This is a genomic window from Nocardia pseudovaccinii NBRC 100343, from assembly GCF_001613225.1.
Lineage (GTDB): Bacteria > Actinomycetota > Actinomycetes > Mycobacteriales > Mycobacteriaceae > Nocardia > Nocardia pseudovaccinii.
Genome location: NZ_BDBY01000165.1, coordinates 13,633 through 28,213 on the forward strand (window position 1 = coordinate 13,633; position 14,581 = coordinate 28,213).

A 14,581-nucleotide genomic window follows, 5' to 3' on the forward strand; every position below is an offset into this window, starting at 1 on the left:
CCTATACAGGTGTCCAAGCATGAAAGGTGATCACTGGATCTTTTGGGGCCGTTCGAGTGTGTGCTGGGCATGGTGAGTTGTAGTGACAGTCTTCGATATCGTGTCCACATCGAAATACAGACCGATGCGTAAACCTATTGGCAGCTGTCGGTCGAAAAGCTGCGGCGACGACCGACCGGATGAATGATGGTGCGCACGCGCGGAAATGCCGACAACGGGTCACGGGCCATAAAATCCCTCGAGCAGCAATAGGTTGAGCAACAAGTTCACGAAATTATCGGAAACCCGATACAGGCCACGAAATCCATTCAGCCGCAACAGGTTGAACCAAAAGATCGAAAATCGACAGGTATCCGACGATTACCTACGGTCCGATCGTCAATTCTCACCGACCGCATTCGAAACCGTACGAGGCAGGTGGCTGTCTGGGACTGCTCGCGCAACGTGCATTCGGTGGTGGCAACGCGGCGCACGATCAATGGGCGACCACGTCCTCGCCGAGGAATCCACCCGACTGGTACCGCCACAGCTGCGCGTATGTTCCTTCCGCGGAGAGCAACTCCTCGTGTGTCCCCTCCTCGACGATTCGCCCCTGGTCGAGCACCACCAGCCGGTCCATTCCGGCCACAGTGCTCAGCCGATGCGCGACGACCAGCGCCGTACGCCCTTGCATCAACTCCCAGAGCGCTTGCTGCACAAGCAATTCGCTTTCCGAGTCGAGGGCGCTGGTGGCCTCGTCCAGGAGCAGGATGGGCGCGTCCCGGATGATGGCCCGAGCCAGCGCGACCCGCTGACGCTGGCCCCCGGACAGTTTCACGCCGCGCTCGCCGATGAGCGTTTCCATACCCTGCGGCAGCGCGTCCGCGAACTCGGTGACGTGCGCGGCCTTGGCGGCTCGCAGGATCTCCTCGTCCGTGGCGCTCGGGCGTGCGAACCGGATGTTCTCGCTCAGGGTCCGGTGAAACATGGCCGGATCCTGTGGCACATAGGCGATCAGACTGCGCAGATCCGCCTGCCGCAGCCGGGCTATGTCCTGCCCGCCGATGCGTATGGTGCCGGATTGGATATCCATCAACCGCAGCAGTAGTTGGGTGATGGTGGTCTTGCCACCACCGGACCGTCCGACCAGGCCTACTTTGGCGCCGCTGGGCACGTGCAGATCCAATTCGCGGAACAGCTGCCGCGCACCCCCATACGTGAAATTCACTGTCTCGAACCGCACGTCGAAGCCCTTGGGCCGCAGTGGTTCCGGATGTTCGTTATCGATCACCTTCGGTTCGTCCAGTAGCAGTTCGGTGAACTGCGCCGCCTCGGTGAGCACGGTCTCCAACCGCCGGTAGATCTGGTTGAACCGGAACATGATCCCGGTGGCGTTGAAGTAGTAGGTGAATGCCACCACGATGGCCTCCACCCCGGCATCCCCGCCGCTGAGACCCAATGCGATCAGGAGGCCGATCACGTTGGTGAGCGCCACCAGCGGCGCCACCAGCGTATCTATCCGCAGGTTCGCGTAATCCCAGGAGCGCAACGACTTTCGCCGCGATGAGGCCACCCGTCGCTGATGCTCGGCCGCCTCCTGTGGTTCGGCAGCGAAGGCACGCACCACCTGCATATTGGCCAGGCTGTCGGCCAGATGCCCGGAAACCAGCGCGATGGCGGCCTCGCGGTCGTCCACCAGCTTCTGGCGGCGCTGGATCAAGGGCATGATGACCAGCGCGGTCACCACGATCATCCCCATCAGCACGGCGACCAGGGCGGGGTTGTAGCGCCACAACACAACCGAGGCGAACAGCAGCGGCACCAGTGCCGCCAGAATCTCGAAGGCGAGGGTGTCCACGAACTGTTCGAACCGAGCCGCGAAGCTGAGCGAGCGCTTCGTCAGCGAACCGGCGAAGTTGTTGTGGAAGAACTCCGCATCCTTGGCGAGCAGCTCGTCCATGGCAAACACATACAGGTGCTCGATTCCGTAGGCGTCGACTCGGTTCAAGCAATGAATCCCGATGCGCCACAGCAGTTCCGCGAGCAGCAGGGTGCCGCCGAAGGCGAGGGTATACGAAGCCAGGGCCCCGAAACCCGTATCCCCGGTCACCGCGACCCGGCCGACCATCATGGCGACGATCAGCGGTGCGATGTACAGGTTGCAGATATTGCCGAGCGCCGGCCCGAGCAGCGCCGGAATCGTTACAGCTTTGCGAGAGGCCATTTCTCGGCCATAGAAACGCAGCACCAGCTTGACCGCCGTCGCGCGTGAACTCATGCTCCCCCTCGTCTCGATCTGAACGAGCGACACAGGTGATCAATGATCCCGCGTCCAGGCGGATCACGGCCAGCGAATATTCGCAGCGGTTTCTGTGTCAGTGGACGGGACTGATGCAGGAACAGGCGCTGTCCCAGGCCGTCGGGTTCTGCACCGGGGTCAGGCCGATACGATTTCGAAAACCGGATGGGTGCGGGCGTTGTCGAGGAATTGCTGCGGCGACGAGTCCACACCCACATCCAGGTAGGGCAGCACGAAGAACCGTCGATCCAGCGCGTATCACGATCCGCATCCACGCGTTGGACGCCCTGATGCCCCACCATGCTCGATAAGGCTTGGCCATGAACTCGAGCGTGCGCGCTGTCCGTCATCGAAGGCAAGGAGCCTCACGGCAATGATCCGAGCCGACGCGCCCCACAGTCACGACAGTCGGTGGCGTCCGCCGCCGAATTACGGAACCATTGGTCTTATCTCTAGCACGACCCTTCAGGTGTGGCCCGCCCGCAATCGAAGGAGGAGTCATGGGCAGGGAACGGAACCACAACGGTCAGCCAGACTTCGAGGCGCTGTACCGCGACGCGTCGCCGGAGCAGGATGCTCCCGAGTTGATCCCCTGGGACATCGGCGGCCCACAGCCGGTGGTGCAGCAGTTGGTGGCCTACGGCGCTGTGCGGGGTGAGGTGCTCGACCCCGGAACCGGCCCGGGACATCACGCGATCTACTACGCATCCAAGGGCTACTCGGCCACCGGGATCGACGCGTCGCCTGCGGCGATCGAGCGGGCCGAGCGCAATGCGGAACGCGCCGGGGTGAGGGTGGACTTCAAGGTAGCCGACGCCACCAGACTCGAGGGCCTGGAGGATCGGTTCGACACCGTCGTCGACAGCGCTTTCTACCACGTGTTCCTCGACGACGAACAAACCCAGACCCAGTACGCGCAGGCCCTGCACCGGGCCACTAAACCGGGGGCGCGACTGTTCATGTTCGAATTCGGCCGCCACAACGTCAATGGCCTTCAGCCCGAAGGTTTGCCTGCGGAGAATTTCGACCGGGTGCTTCCCGCGGCCGGGTGGCGCATCGACCACCTGGGAATCACCACTTACCAAGCCACCTTCAGCCCAGAGACGTTCACCCATCTCACCAAGGAGATGAGCGGCGACTCCGGATGGGCCGAGCGGATGAAGCCGATGCAAGAACAACTCCAGATCATCGCGCCGTTGCTGAAAAACAACCGGGTGCACCTGCCCGTATGGGCCGTGACCGCCACCCGCCTCGACTAAGTTCCGTGTCGAAGTGATGAGGGCGTAGCCGTCACCCCGGGGACAACCGTGGTTCATACGGGGTGTCCAGGATGTGCGGTGTGGCGGAAGCGAACGGGCACGGCCTGGTGGGCAGTATCGCCTGTGCGGTGGTGTCGGCAATGCTGTTCGCCGTCGCTGCGGCATTGCAGCAGGGCACCGTACGGCAGGCGGCGACGGCGGAGCCGAGCGGCGTGCGCGTACTGGCGGTGGGTCCGCTTGCGCGCCGGATACTGACCAGCCGACGCTGGCTCGTCGGCCAGGGTGCGAGCGTCGCAGGCTTCGGATGCCACGCGGTGGCGCTGCGGCTGGGTCCGTTGCCGATGGTGCAGGCATTGCTGGTGGTGCAGCTGTTGTTTGCGTTGCCGCTGGCCGCGCGACAGCGGAAGCGCCGACTGCTGCGCCGGGATTGGGTGGGCGCCGCCATCGTGTGCACCGGACTGGTCCTGCTGATCGCTCAGGGTGTCCCGCACGGAGTGCCGCGACCGGAGACGCTGCCGCGGGCGGGCATGGTGGTGGTGATAGCGGTGGTCGTGTTGTTCCTGCTGTCCCGGGCGACCCGGCCGACCCAGCTGCGCGCCTCGCTGACCGCCGTGGCGGCAGGCTTCTGCGTCACCAGCACCGCGGTGCTGGTGTCCGTCGGCACGTCGGAGCCGCATCGGTACGGTTGGATACTGCTCGGCGTTCCGGTGACCACCATCATCGGCGGCATCCTCGTCCAGGAGGCATTCGCGCACGGCTCCCTGCCGACCGCGCTGACCACGGTGACCATCACCGATCCGGTGCTCAGCTACATCGCTGGCCTCACCCTCTTCGCAGCGGCGACCGAACCACACCCGCTCCCCCTGGCGGGTGCCGCCGCCCTGATCCTCGGAGGCGTTGCACTGCTCGCGAATTCACCCACCCTCCACGACGAGCGTGACAGCGACATCCACGACCACCGTGACAGCGCCATTCCCGGCCGACACGACGGCGACATCCACAACGCACCCGATGATGACCTTCGCGGTGGACGCGATGGCGATACCTTGACTATCGACCAGGTGTAGTGAAATCCGTTCTGGGTGCTCGGATTCGTTTCTCGCGCGGACGGGCGGAGGTCGCACCGGGTTCGAGGTCGGCGTAGAGCGCGAGCATTCCGGTGACGGTGATCGACCAGGAGAAACGTTCGGCGCTGCGGCGGGCGGCCTGGCGGCGCCGATCGGCGGGTTGGGTGAGCAGGGTGCGCACACCGTCGGCGAGACCGGCGGGAGTGCCGTCGCAGTCGACGCCGGAACCCTCGGGACCGAGCAGTTCGCGGGCGGCACCGTCGCGCGGGACCACCACGGGCGTGCCGCATGCGAGCGCCTCGAGCACGGCTAGGCCGAATGTCTCGGCAGGGGAAGGGCACAGGGCGATGTCGGCGTGGGCGAGTGTGGCCGCCACCAGGTTTCGATCCGCGACATAGCCGAGGAAGGTCACCGGCAGGTCGGCCGACTGTCGCTGCAGGCATTCCCGCAGCGGTCCGTCGCCGATCACGGTCAACCTGACCCGAATACCGCTGTCACACAACAGCCGGACCGCATCGATCGCCCGGTCGGGACACTTCTCGCGGGACAGCCTGCTCACCATCACGAGCTGGACCGTGCTGTTCGGATGGTGTTGCGCCGAGTGGAACTGCCAGTGCGGCAGAGCAATCGGGCCCGAATTCCGCGGTGCGGAACGGCCGAGGTGTAGTGCGCTCGCGGCGGGGTCTGCCGGAGATTGACCGGTGGAGTCCACCGGGGTTCGCCCGGAGCGATTCGGAAGATGGTTCTCGCCGGGGCCCGATGCCCGGCGCGATGCTGTGTCCGACGCGCGTGACGGACCCACTATGCGCGGCAACCATCGTGTGCGCTCCGAGCGGGAGCAGGCGGAATGCGTTGTGCTGCTGCCCTTTTGGGGCAGCGCCGACGGCTGGACCACCGGCGTGGAACGCGAGACCGTGGCGATCGTCGTCGTGTGTCCGCGCCCGCCCCCCGCACCGACCACGCCGGGATCGATCGGGCGGAAGGTGTGCAGATCCACCCCGAGCGGGATCCGGCGCACATTCGCGGCGCCGATGCGGGTGAACTCCGCAGCCGCGAAACCCGAGGTGACGACGATATGTTCGGCGCGTGCGGCCAGCTGGCGGTTGGCCAGATCCGCGGCCGTGACAAGTGGAAACCCAGGTGGTACCCGGGTGCGCAGGATAGCGTCGATGCGTTCGTGTGAGAACAGCACCACTGGTACGCCGTTACGGCGAGCCCACGGTGCGAGCCAGCGCATGCTCAGTTTGTCGCTGCATTCGAGCACCTCGGGGCCCACGCTCTCCAGTATCGGGAGGGTGCGCGCGGAGGTAAGGACATGGTAGCCCGCCGCACCGAATCGGCGGCCGCGCACCGTGATCCGGCGCCCGGACGAGGTGAACTCGTCGGCGTCGGACAGGCCCGGCACCACCAGAACCCGATCGTGTCCCGCGGCGAGATAACCGCGGCCGATCTCATCGACGCAAGTGCGCAAACCTCCGGACGCGGGGGTGTAGAAGTTGGCGACCTGCACGATCCGCATCAGCCGATCACCTCCGCATAGGTGGCCGGGCGCGCACCCGCGGATAGCGCGGCATCGATTCCCCGCAGCGCGGCGTCGCGCAGCCCGGGGTAGTGCAGATCGTCGGGATGCAGGGCGATTCGGACCAGGCCGTCGCGCTTCGCGGCACGTCCGGCCAGCCGGGGTAATAGCCCGGCCGCGGTGCGTTCACCCCATCCGCCGGGGCGCTGCGACAGCGCGAACCCGCGCACCCGAAGGCCGGTCCGCAGATCCCGCACGCCGAAATGATCGGTGGTGTGCGAGAAGCCCGCCCGACGCAGCGCCCGGTCCGAAGCCGGCGAGGACAGCCAGCCCGGCGGGGTGAAACCCGTTGTGGTCAGGCCCATCTCGTTCATTACTGTGATGGCCTGCCGAAGCCGGGCGTCGGCCGCGGCGACGTCGAGCGCGGCGAATTCGGCGGCGCCGCGTGCCACCATCCGCGCGACCGCGCGACGGGCGAACGAACCCTCCTTCGGAGCCCGGTGTTCCCAGCCGTGCAGCATGATCTCGTCGCCGTGAGCGCGGCGCTCGCGCAGGAACTTTCCGTAGTCGGGCGCGTCGGCCAGGCTCGCACCCCGCCATGGACCCGGGATCACCAGGATCGACACCGGGATGCCGAAGGCGTCGGCGTCGGCGCACCAGCGCGCGGTTTCCCGCTCGGATGCCGGAGCAACATCATGGACACTCACCACCAGTCGTGCAGGCACGGGCGCAGATTAGCAACGAACAGTTGCGGCCAACTGAACAGCAGGGATGCGTTGCCAGGCGAATCGGGACACCGGGTACGCAACACCGTGCTGGCCAACCATGGTGAAGGGCCACGACCGCCGCACCGCCCTCGAAACGGACGCCGGACCTGTGGTGATCATCGGGTGCGAACACAGATGCGCGGTCCTGCGGTACGACGCTATGCGACCTTCGTGTAGGTCAGGTCGAAGTCCGTCTTCCAGGTCCCTCGGTTCTCGGCCAGCTCCCAGCGACCCAGGATCGTCGCACCGTCGTCGGAAAACCTGCCGATAAATCGCTGCCCGAAGGGCTCGCCGTCGCGCTGCAACGTCCAGATGTCATCGGTCAGGGTCATCTCGTAGATTCGCTGAACGTCCCGGTCGTCAGTGTAGAGCTGGTAGTAGGTGTCGCTCATTCCATCGCAACCGATGACTGCGACACCGTCGGGAGCCTCGGGCAGGTCGATATGCCAGCGCTGAACCAACAGCGGTGTGCCCGTGAGCCATTCGAAGGTGACCCGGCCCGCGCCCGGCCACAGCGGCCCGCCAGGGGGTCCGGCCTGCATCGTCCATTCCCCGACGAAGACCTCCAGGCGCCTGCGTGCCGATTCGTTGGTTGACTGGTTCATAACGCTCTCCTCTCTGGTGGATCACTGATGTCGACGCCGCGAGATGCTCGATCTCATCGCTGATCCAGGCGGCAGATGAAAGGAATTGAAGGGCGAGCGCGAATGCTCGGGCGCGCGGCCATGAACTGTGACGGTCATCACAGATGGCATGGTGTCGAGAACATTGCGCCAGCTCCGTCTCAGGGCACGAGCGGCCACGACGGGCCGCCCAACACAGGAGGATTCTCAATGATCTACCGGATGGATCACGTCGGCGTTGTGGTCGAAGATCTCGCGGCCGCCATCGCGTTCTTCGTCGAATTGGGCCTGGAACTGGAGGGCGAGACAGCAGTCGAGGGTGAATGGGTGGATCAGCTCGTCGGGCTGGACGGCGTCAGAGCGGATATCGCTGTCGTGCGGACCCCGGACGGCCACGGCCGGGTCGAGCTGTCGACGTTCCATACGCCGGTGGCCACCAGCAGTGCGCCGCAGGCGCCGATGAACACCCCGGGCATCCCTCGCCTCACTTTCGTCGTCGACACCGTCGACGACACCCTCGACCGCCTGCGCGCCCACGGCGCCGAACTCGTGGGCGAGGTCGCGCGGTACGGGGACATCTACCGGTACTGCTACGTTCGCGGCCCCGAGGGCATCATCATCGGGCTGGTCGAGGAGCTCAACTGAAATAGGCGCCAGATGGCGCAGATCTTCCCGCTTTACGACGAGCACGCACAGAAGACCGAGCGCGAAATCCCGATCGTCCTGCTCACTCCGCAGGACTGACCCTGGCGACCGCCGCGAACGCCAGTTCGATCATGGATGGCGTTGTGACGGTTCGTGGTGCTCATCGCGGCGGCGGCACTGTTGTGCTCGCGGACATCAGAATTGGCTAATCGACGTCGTTCAAGTGCACGATCACGCTGACGCGGCCCTTGTCATCGCGGCGGGCAACAGCATGCCCGGACCTTTCGACGCCGTCCAGCTTCAGCGAGATGGGGCCACCCGCGCCGAGAAAGTTGCGCCACCACCTCTTCTGGTCCGGCATAGCGACCGCGATGGTGACCTCGTCGCCAGAACGTCGAAAGCCCACCGGTGTGCTGATGGTGCGTCCGGAACGTCGGCCGACATAAGTGATCTCGGTGATCGCCCGGCTCACCCGAGGCCCGATCCATGGTGCCTTGGTCAACGCCATGACACCCGCGTTGAATCCGCGCGCAACAGGCCCCAGCACCGCTTTGAGCTCCACCGCATCTCCTGATCGCCGAACGGTATCGACCACCAACCCAGCGGACCCCCGCACGTCCGGCAGGGCAGCGATGGCCGCACGAGGAAATGCGCAGCGCTGAATCCCACTGCGGCACTGCTGAAATCACCGTAGTTGAAATGCGCGTCGGCCTCGATTCCGCCGCCGTAGTCGCACCCGGCAGCGTAGAGCATGTTGGCCGGAATCACTGTCGTCATCGGCGTCGCCGCCTCCTGGATCACCGCTGCTCTCGGCGACGTAGCCGCGGACGTCGTAGCGATCGCCGACAACACCGCCAGAGTGCTGGCATCCTCGCCCAGTTCAGTGCTGGATCAGGCCGCCGACTGGAACAGCAGCGACGTGGCCAGTTACCGGAACAGTCCGAGCCAGGGCGAGACCGATGTCGACCAGCGATGATCTGCGCAGATGAGCGACGTCGGCGATAGGTGTCCAGACCGACTCGGCGGTCTCGCCGTTGGGCTCGGGCCGCAACCGGCCGCCGATGATACGAACCCCGTAGAAGATGCCGACATTCTGGTGTGGCAGCGGTCCGGGCACACGGCGTTCCGCCGCTGGGATAACCCTCGAGTCCACACCCAGCAAGCGCTCGACCACTGCGTCACAACCGGTCTCCTCCCCGACCTCCCGGGTCACCGCGTCGAACGGATCCTCCCCGTGCTCGACTCCACCGCCGGGAAGAGTCCAGTTCGACTCGCCCTCTGGCGGTACATGACGCGCGAGCAGCACCCGCCCGTCCTCGATGCACACGGCGTACGCCGCCAGCCGGAAACTCATCCGTGCACCGTATTCCGGCCGGTTTCGGCGGCCACTGGCGGCGTCCGTCAATAGTCGAGGGCATGTTCCGGTTGACAGACGTGCATGGGAGACGGCAGGTACCGGACGATGGCGTCCAGGAGCGGGGCGATGTCGTCACTCCATGGCGCCGCATCACACAGGACGGGCACGGCGTCGCCGATGCGCGTGCGGCAGCGGATGCGCTCGTGCAACTGTTCGGGTGGGATCTCTCGCAGGCAGAGGACGGCGTCCGGATCCGGCGCGTCCTGTTCCATCACCGTGGCCACGAGGTCGCGGTACCACTGCTCGGCGACCTTCCAATGGCCGCCGTAGAATTCGACGGCCATCGGTTCGAGCGCCCACATCGGGACCAGATCGATGACGCCTTCGAACTCGGCGCCGATGCCGATAGGAATCTGCAGCGTCAACGGCACCGCCCCGCGCGTCTCGGTGATCGTGCGCACGCACCCGTCGAATTCGGCGGCGGGATGATCGAGTCCGGTCACCAGACACAGCCGTGCGACCTGATGGTCGTCGGCAAGCCGCAGTATCGTCCCGAGTCGCGGGGCGCTCTTCGCGGCAGCGTTCACGACCGCGATTACCCCGTCGGCTACCCGGATCGACCGCTCCAGGTCCGCGATGGGCGCGTGGCTCGACAACTCGGCGATATGAATAGTGTGATCGACGCAGTCCGTCACCCAGTGGACCGTGGCCGCCGCCGTGCCGGACCCGGTCCTGGCGAAACGACGAAACAGGCGGTGGACGACCCGTGTCGTCTCGTCGGAGTCCCCGATGATCGTGACGTTGCGGATCGACTGCGGGTCAATGGCTTTGGTGCCCATCGGCGTTGCGGTACTCCAGGTCGACTCGAGGGTCTCGTCCCCGATCCGCACTCACCGTACCTGCGCGCGTATATCGCCGGAGCGGATTTCCGCCCCGAAATAGAACGTGTTCCTATAACGTCGGGTTTGTGCAGAAAGAACAACGGCCCGCGGTGGCAGATTGGTTCACTGTGGACGACGGCGCGGTACGTCTCGTGGGAACTCGCTGCAATGTGTGCGGCACACCGTATTTCCCGCGGAACACGCTGGCCTGTCGCAACCCGCAGTGTGCGAGTCCGAAGGACGGCTCCGAGCTGGCCGAGTACCTGTTCTCCACGCGTGGCCGGATCTGGTCATATGCGGATGCCCGGTACAAGCCGCCCCCGCCCTATGTCTCGCCCGATCCGTTCGAGCCGTATGTCGTCGCGGCGGTGGAACTCGAGGTCGAGCAGATGGTGATTCTCGGGCAGGTCGTGCGCGGCCGCACGGTGGACGACCTGGCCGTCGGCATGCCGGTCGAACTGACCCTCGGCGTGCTGTACGAGGACGAGGAAGCCGAGCACACGGTGTGGATGTGGAGGCCGGTCGATGCCTGACAGGAATGATCGCGACATCGCAGTCCTCGGTGCGGGCATGCACCAGTGGGGCAAGTGGGGGCGCAATTTCGTCGAATACGGGCTGGTCGCGGCGCGCGCGGCGCTGGCCGATGCCGGAGTGGACCACCTCGACGTCGGCTACGTCGCCGGTGCGGACACGATCCGCAACGGATACCCCGGTTTCGTCTCCGGTGCGACGTTCGCCCAGGCGTTGGGCTGGTCGGGTGCGCGGATCTCGAGCAGCTACGCGGCCTGCGCCTCCGGTGCGCAAGCCATCGCCAATGCGCGGGCCCAGATCCTGGCCGGGTTGACCGATGTCGCGCTGGTGATCGGCGCGGACGCCGCCCCGAAAGGCTTCTTCCAGCCGGTCGGCGGTGAACGCCGCGACGATCCGGATTGGTTGCGCTTCCACCTGCTCGGTGCCACCAACCCCATCTATTTCGCGCTCTATGCCCGCCGCCGGATGGCGCTGCACGGTGCCACGCTCGACGATTTCGCCGCGGTCAAGGTGAAGAACGCCAAGCACGGCCTGAACAACCCGTACGCCCGCTACCGCAAGGAGGTTTCGACCGAGGAGGTCGCGGCCTCGGCGATCGTCTCGGACCCGCTGCGGCTGCTCGACATCTGCGCGACCAGTGACGGTGGTGCGGCACTGGTGCTGACCTCGATGGAGTACGCCCGCCGCCACGGCGTCACCGACCCGGTCCGGATCCGGGCGCTGTCGACGGTCACGCCGACGTTCCCGAAAACCGTCCTCGACCTGCCGGATTTCGCGACGGACTCCGCCGTGGCCGTCGACCCCCCGCCGCACGCGTTCCGTTCCGCCATCGCGCACGCCGCATACGAGGAAGCCGGACTCGGGCCCGCCGACCTGTCCTTCGCGGAGGTCTACGACCTCTCGACCGCTCTGGAGTTGGACTGGTACGAGGACATCGGGCTCTGCGACACCGGCGGCGCCGAGGAACTACTGCGCAGCGGCGCAACGACTTTGGGTGGACGTGTACCGGTGAACCCCAGTGGTGGGCTGGCCTGCTTCGGTGAGGCGATCCCCGCGCAGGCGATCGCTCAGATCTGCGAGCTCACGTGGCAATTGCGCGGCCAGGCCGACAGCCGCCAAGTGGAGAACGCCCGTGTGGGCATCGCGGTGAATCAGGGCCTGTTCGGCCACGGCTCGGCAATCATCGCCACCCGCTGAACCGAGGCCGATCCACGCTGCGCGATGAAGCCGTGGTCGCCGGTTGTTGGATCGGCCGCCCGCCGCTCCGGACGCACTCGACGCCGAGCTGAACGAGGTTCCAGCTCGCCATTGGTCGGCCAGCACTGCGCGGTCGATGAGACCAATGCTCTGGGCGGGCCGCCATATAGTGGTCAATTCGGCCGAGATGGGCAGACGCCGACCGCAATGTGGCATCCCCGAACGCCAAGGCGGCCTAATCCGTCTGTCCCGAGTCGCGCACGGCCATGGCACGAAAGCGACGCCGACGATCCGCCGGTAAGGAGGGTTCCATCCGCAGAGCCTGCTGATCTGCCCCCAATGCAGGCGAGTCGATGCCGCTATAGCCACCAATCATGCCGGAGATTGCCCACGTAGCTCGATGTCACGCATTCTGCCCACACCATCATCGGTCCCCGGACACGGCCTAGGTGCGCACGGGCGTGGCGAAGCCCCCAGTGGCAGACCAACCGCACTGGACCGCCAACACTCTCGCAAAAGCCAGTAGCCTGAGCGCTTTCAACCCCGACGCCGTCTTCAACGAGACAACGACCCGACTGCGCACAGGCCTTCAGCTATTCGACCGGGTTCGGGCCTTGTTCCGGCTCAATCGGCAGGTCCAGGTCAGTGCGGATGCGAGTCAGTATGGTTCCAGCCTTGCGCAGAACTTCGCTGCGCATCGCACTGCTCATAGGAGGATTCATGGTGAACGATGCTTCCATCCCCCCACAAAAGTCCGCATTCTCACCAAGCGTCTTCGCCGCCTCCTGCTGGATAGCACGATCGACAACGTTGATACTGTGATTCTCCGGTGTAACTTCGACTTTGATTATTCCGGATTTCGAGCGCCCACCCATCTGACCTCCTCCCACTAAGCGATAGAAGCCATTCAGGAATCCAGCGAAGATGCCGTCTTCGTGCGGTATTATCCCAGAGCTTGCCATTACAGTCAACCCTCGCGTGAAATTTTGCGTTTTATGATTCCGGTACTCCGACGCCGATAACGACGTACGCGCAATGCCAAAAGCAAGAGAGTCATCACCGCGCACCCGGAGGTGCTGACCATCAAAATCGCCCAAAGCGGCTGATTCGTTCCCAGCAGTGGGACGGGGCCTTCAGTCGACAACCGCCGTGCCAGCTTTAGCGCCGATAAGATCATTGCGAACACAGAGTTGACGACGAACCACGACGCTACAGCGAGAGTGGAAACCGAGATCCGACTGACCGCCTCCGAGGTGAACCTGGACACCAGCCAGCCCGAAATCAGCGCTGGCACCCCGAACAGAATTGTCGCCCAGTACGACTGAGTAGTCGGCGACGAGTCACAGTTTGCACCATAGGGGAAATCCATACAGAATCGCGACGAGGGCTCGAATCCAAATATCATATCGTGCCAATGCCCTACCCCGATGGTCAACGCCATCAGATAAAGCGACAACAAGACGAGTACGAACATCAGCCCAGGCGGCTTCTCTCGAAGTTCGATAGTCATGGACGGTATGTGCGGACGCGGATCGACATCCACTGGATTACGACGCCTTTCCGCAATCGGGGCTACTGGAGTATTTTTGTCGAGCAAATGAGGAGCCACTCCGAGAATATCCAGGTCTCGCCCGTATGCATGGACGTAAGTCAATCCCCTGGTGTCTTCGCAGTCCCATCTCGGATCTATAGGCCGATGCGTATAGCTACTGGATGACATATGCACCGAGTCGGTGTCTGTTATTTCCGCCATACCAAGGCCGAGGTCATAAACGTACATACCTTCGGGAGCTTCGGTGCGCAAGTGGTAACTTTGCGCTCTAGTCGCCCGGGTGAGTCGGATCATATGCGACCTACGCACCAATCCAAAGCATGATCGGATATAGGAGTAAACCCACTCCCAGAAGCCAATCGGGCCGCCGCTGCTTTCTCTGCCGCCTACGCGCATGCGATCTTCGGTGAAGCCGACCTTTAGCTTTATCTCTTTGGCTGCTGGTACGACGGCAATAATAGGAAAGGTGGCCTGAATGTCCGAAATAAAGTTGTGTAGAAAGTTTCGCAGTACACGGGCGTCAGCGCTCGTCAAGGTTTCCGTAAATCCGTGAATCCTCGTTGACATCGCCTGCATTTCGCTGCTGTGAGCAACTCTTTCCCGCAAAATGTCCTCAGTGATCTCCTTCCACAAGTCTTTCGGCACCGCACCCAATACCAATTCGACCAGTATCTCCCCCATTGTGAGAACAGCGCCCAATGTCTCACGATACGAAAGTGTCCGCACGACCGTATCGCTCTCACAGGAAATTCTGAGATTGTCCACCAACGCGCCTTTGGGAGGCGTTAGGATGGGGACCAGTATTCGTTCTGCGCCGGTAGAGTCCGCATCAACAAGAGTTTGCGTAGTCTTAAAAGCATAAGCTTCGTCACCGAGTTCAATTTGCTCGGAAATGCGCATAATGT

General features: G+C 64.3%; 14 protein-coding genes. 5 read left to right on the forward strand and 9 right to left on the reverse strand.

Annotation, left to right across the window (positions count from 1 at the left end; all coding sequences use genetic code 11):
• Window positions 1-475: 475 nt before the first annotated feature.
• Entirely contained in the window at window positions 476-2,257 is a 1,782-nt protein-coding gene (locus NP3_RS19180) for an ABC transporter ATP-binding protein (RefSeq protein ID WP_245721013.1), read from the reverse strand.
• Between the two features lie 521 nt (window positions 2,258-2,778).
• Here NP3_RS19180 and NP3_RS19185 point away from each other — a divergent pair.
• The gene (locus tag NP3_RS19185; RefSeq protein ID WP_084508694.1) at window positions 2,779-3,537 is read left to right on the forward strand and encodes a class I SAM-dependent methyltransferase; all 759 of its coding nucleotides are present in this window, start codon (window positions 2,779-2,781) and stop codon (window positions 3,535-3,537) included.
• An 80-nt stretch (window positions 3,538-3,617) separates the two neighbouring features.
• The gene (locus tag NP3_RS19190) at window positions 3,618-4,604 is read left to right on the forward strand and encodes a DMT family transporter (RefSeq protein WP_245721014.1); all 987 of its coding nucleotides are present in this window, start codon (window positions 3,618-3,620) and stop codon (window positions 4,602-4,604) included.
• On the opposite strand, the gene NP3_RS50470 is transcribed toward NP3_RS19190, so the two are convergent.
• The 3 genes from NP3_RS50470 to NP3_RS19205 all read right to left on the reverse strand — a co-directional run bounded on the left by NP3_RS50470 (window position 4,588) and on the right by NP3_RS19205 (window position 7,495).
• Window positions 4,588-6,123 carry a glycosyltransferase gene (locus NP3_RS50470; protein WP_245721015.1) on the reverse strand — a complete coding sequence of 512 codons (1,536 nt, stop codon included), beginning with the start codon at window positions 6,121-6,123 and terminating at the stop codon, window positions 4,588-4,590. The genes NP3_RS19190 and NP3_RS50470 overlap by 17 nt on opposite strands.
• Window positions 6,123-6,848 (reverse strand): DUF2334 domain-containing protein, encoded by a 726-nt coding sequence (locus tag NP3_RS19200; protein ID WP_063042966.1) that lies wholly within the window; start codon window positions 6,846-6,848, stop codon window positions 6,123-6,125. The genes NP3_RS50470 and NP3_RS19200 overlap by 1 nt, the downstream gene beginning before the upstream one ends.
• A gap of 200 nt (window positions 6,849-7,048) precedes the next feature.
• The gene (locus tag NP3_RS19205; protein WP_063042967.1) at window positions 7,049-7,495 is read right to left on the reverse strand and encodes a hypothetical protein; all 447 of its coding nucleotides are present in this window, start codon (window positions 7,493-7,495) and stop codon (window positions 7,049-7,051) included.
• Window positions 7,496-7,723: 228 nt separating this feature from the next.
• Here NP3_RS19205 and NP3_RS19210 point away from each other — a divergent pair, with 228 nt between their 5' ends.
• A complete protein-coding gene (locus NP3_RS19210; protein ID WP_063042968.1) occupies window positions 7,724-8,158 on the forward strand; it encodes a VOC family protein in 435 nt (144 codons plus the stop codon).
• Window positions 8,159-8,363: 205 nt separating this feature from the next.
• Here NP3_RS19210 and NP3_RS19215 read toward each other — a convergent pair whose 3' ends face one another.
• The 3 genes from NP3_RS19215 to NP3_RS19230 all read right to left on the reverse strand — a co-directional run bounded on the left by NP3_RS19215 (window position 8,364) and on the right by NP3_RS19230 (window position 10,405).
• A complete protein-coding gene (locus NP3_RS19215; protein ID WP_373864768.1) occupies window positions 8,364-8,720 on the reverse strand; it encodes a nitroreductase/quinone reductase family protein in 357 nt (118 codons plus the stop codon).
• A gap of 318 nt (window positions 8,721-9,038) precedes the next feature.
• Window positions 9,039-9,512 carry an NUDIX hydrolase gene (locus NP3_RS19225; protein WP_063042971.1) on the reverse strand — a complete coding sequence of 158 codons (474 nt, stop codon included), beginning with the start codon at window positions 9,510-9,512 and terminating at the stop codon, window positions 9,039-9,041.
• 47 nt (window positions 9,513-9,559) lie between these two features.
• Entirely contained in the window at window positions 9,560-10,405 is an 846-nt protein-coding gene (locus NP3_RS19230; protein WP_245721016.1) for a GTP-binding protein, read from the reverse strand.
• A 77-nt stretch (window positions 10,406-10,482) separates the two neighbouring features.
• Between NP3_RS19230 and NP3_RS19235 the strand changes: the two genes are divergently transcribed.
• A complete protein-coding gene (locus NP3_RS19235; RefSeq protein WP_245721017.1) occupies window positions 10,483-10,929 on the forward strand; it encodes a Zn-ribbon domain-containing OB-fold protein in 447 nt (148 codons plus the stop codon).
• Window positions 10,922-12,124, forward strand: coding sequence for a lipid-transfer protein (locus tag NP3_RS19240; RefSeq protein WP_063042974.1), 1,203 nt, complete (start codon window positions 10,922-10,924; stop codon window positions 12,122-12,124). Before NP3_RS19235 ends, NP3_RS19240 begins: the two co-directional genes overlap by 8 nt.
• 593 nt (window positions 12,125-12,717) lie before the next feature.
• On the opposite strand, the gene NP3_RS19245 is transcribed toward NP3_RS19240, so the two are convergent.
• Complete coding sequence (locus tag NP3_RS19245; protein WP_063042975.1) at window positions 12,718-12,999, reverse strand: hypothetical protein; 282 nt, start codon at window positions 12,997-12,999, stop codon at window positions 12,718-12,720.
• A gap of 92 nt (window positions 13,000-13,091) precedes the next feature.
• On the reverse strand, window positions 13,092-14,581 hold a 1,490-nt coding region (locus NP3_RS49195), incomplete at its 5' end, for a hypothetical protein (RefSeq protein ID WP_169814516.1).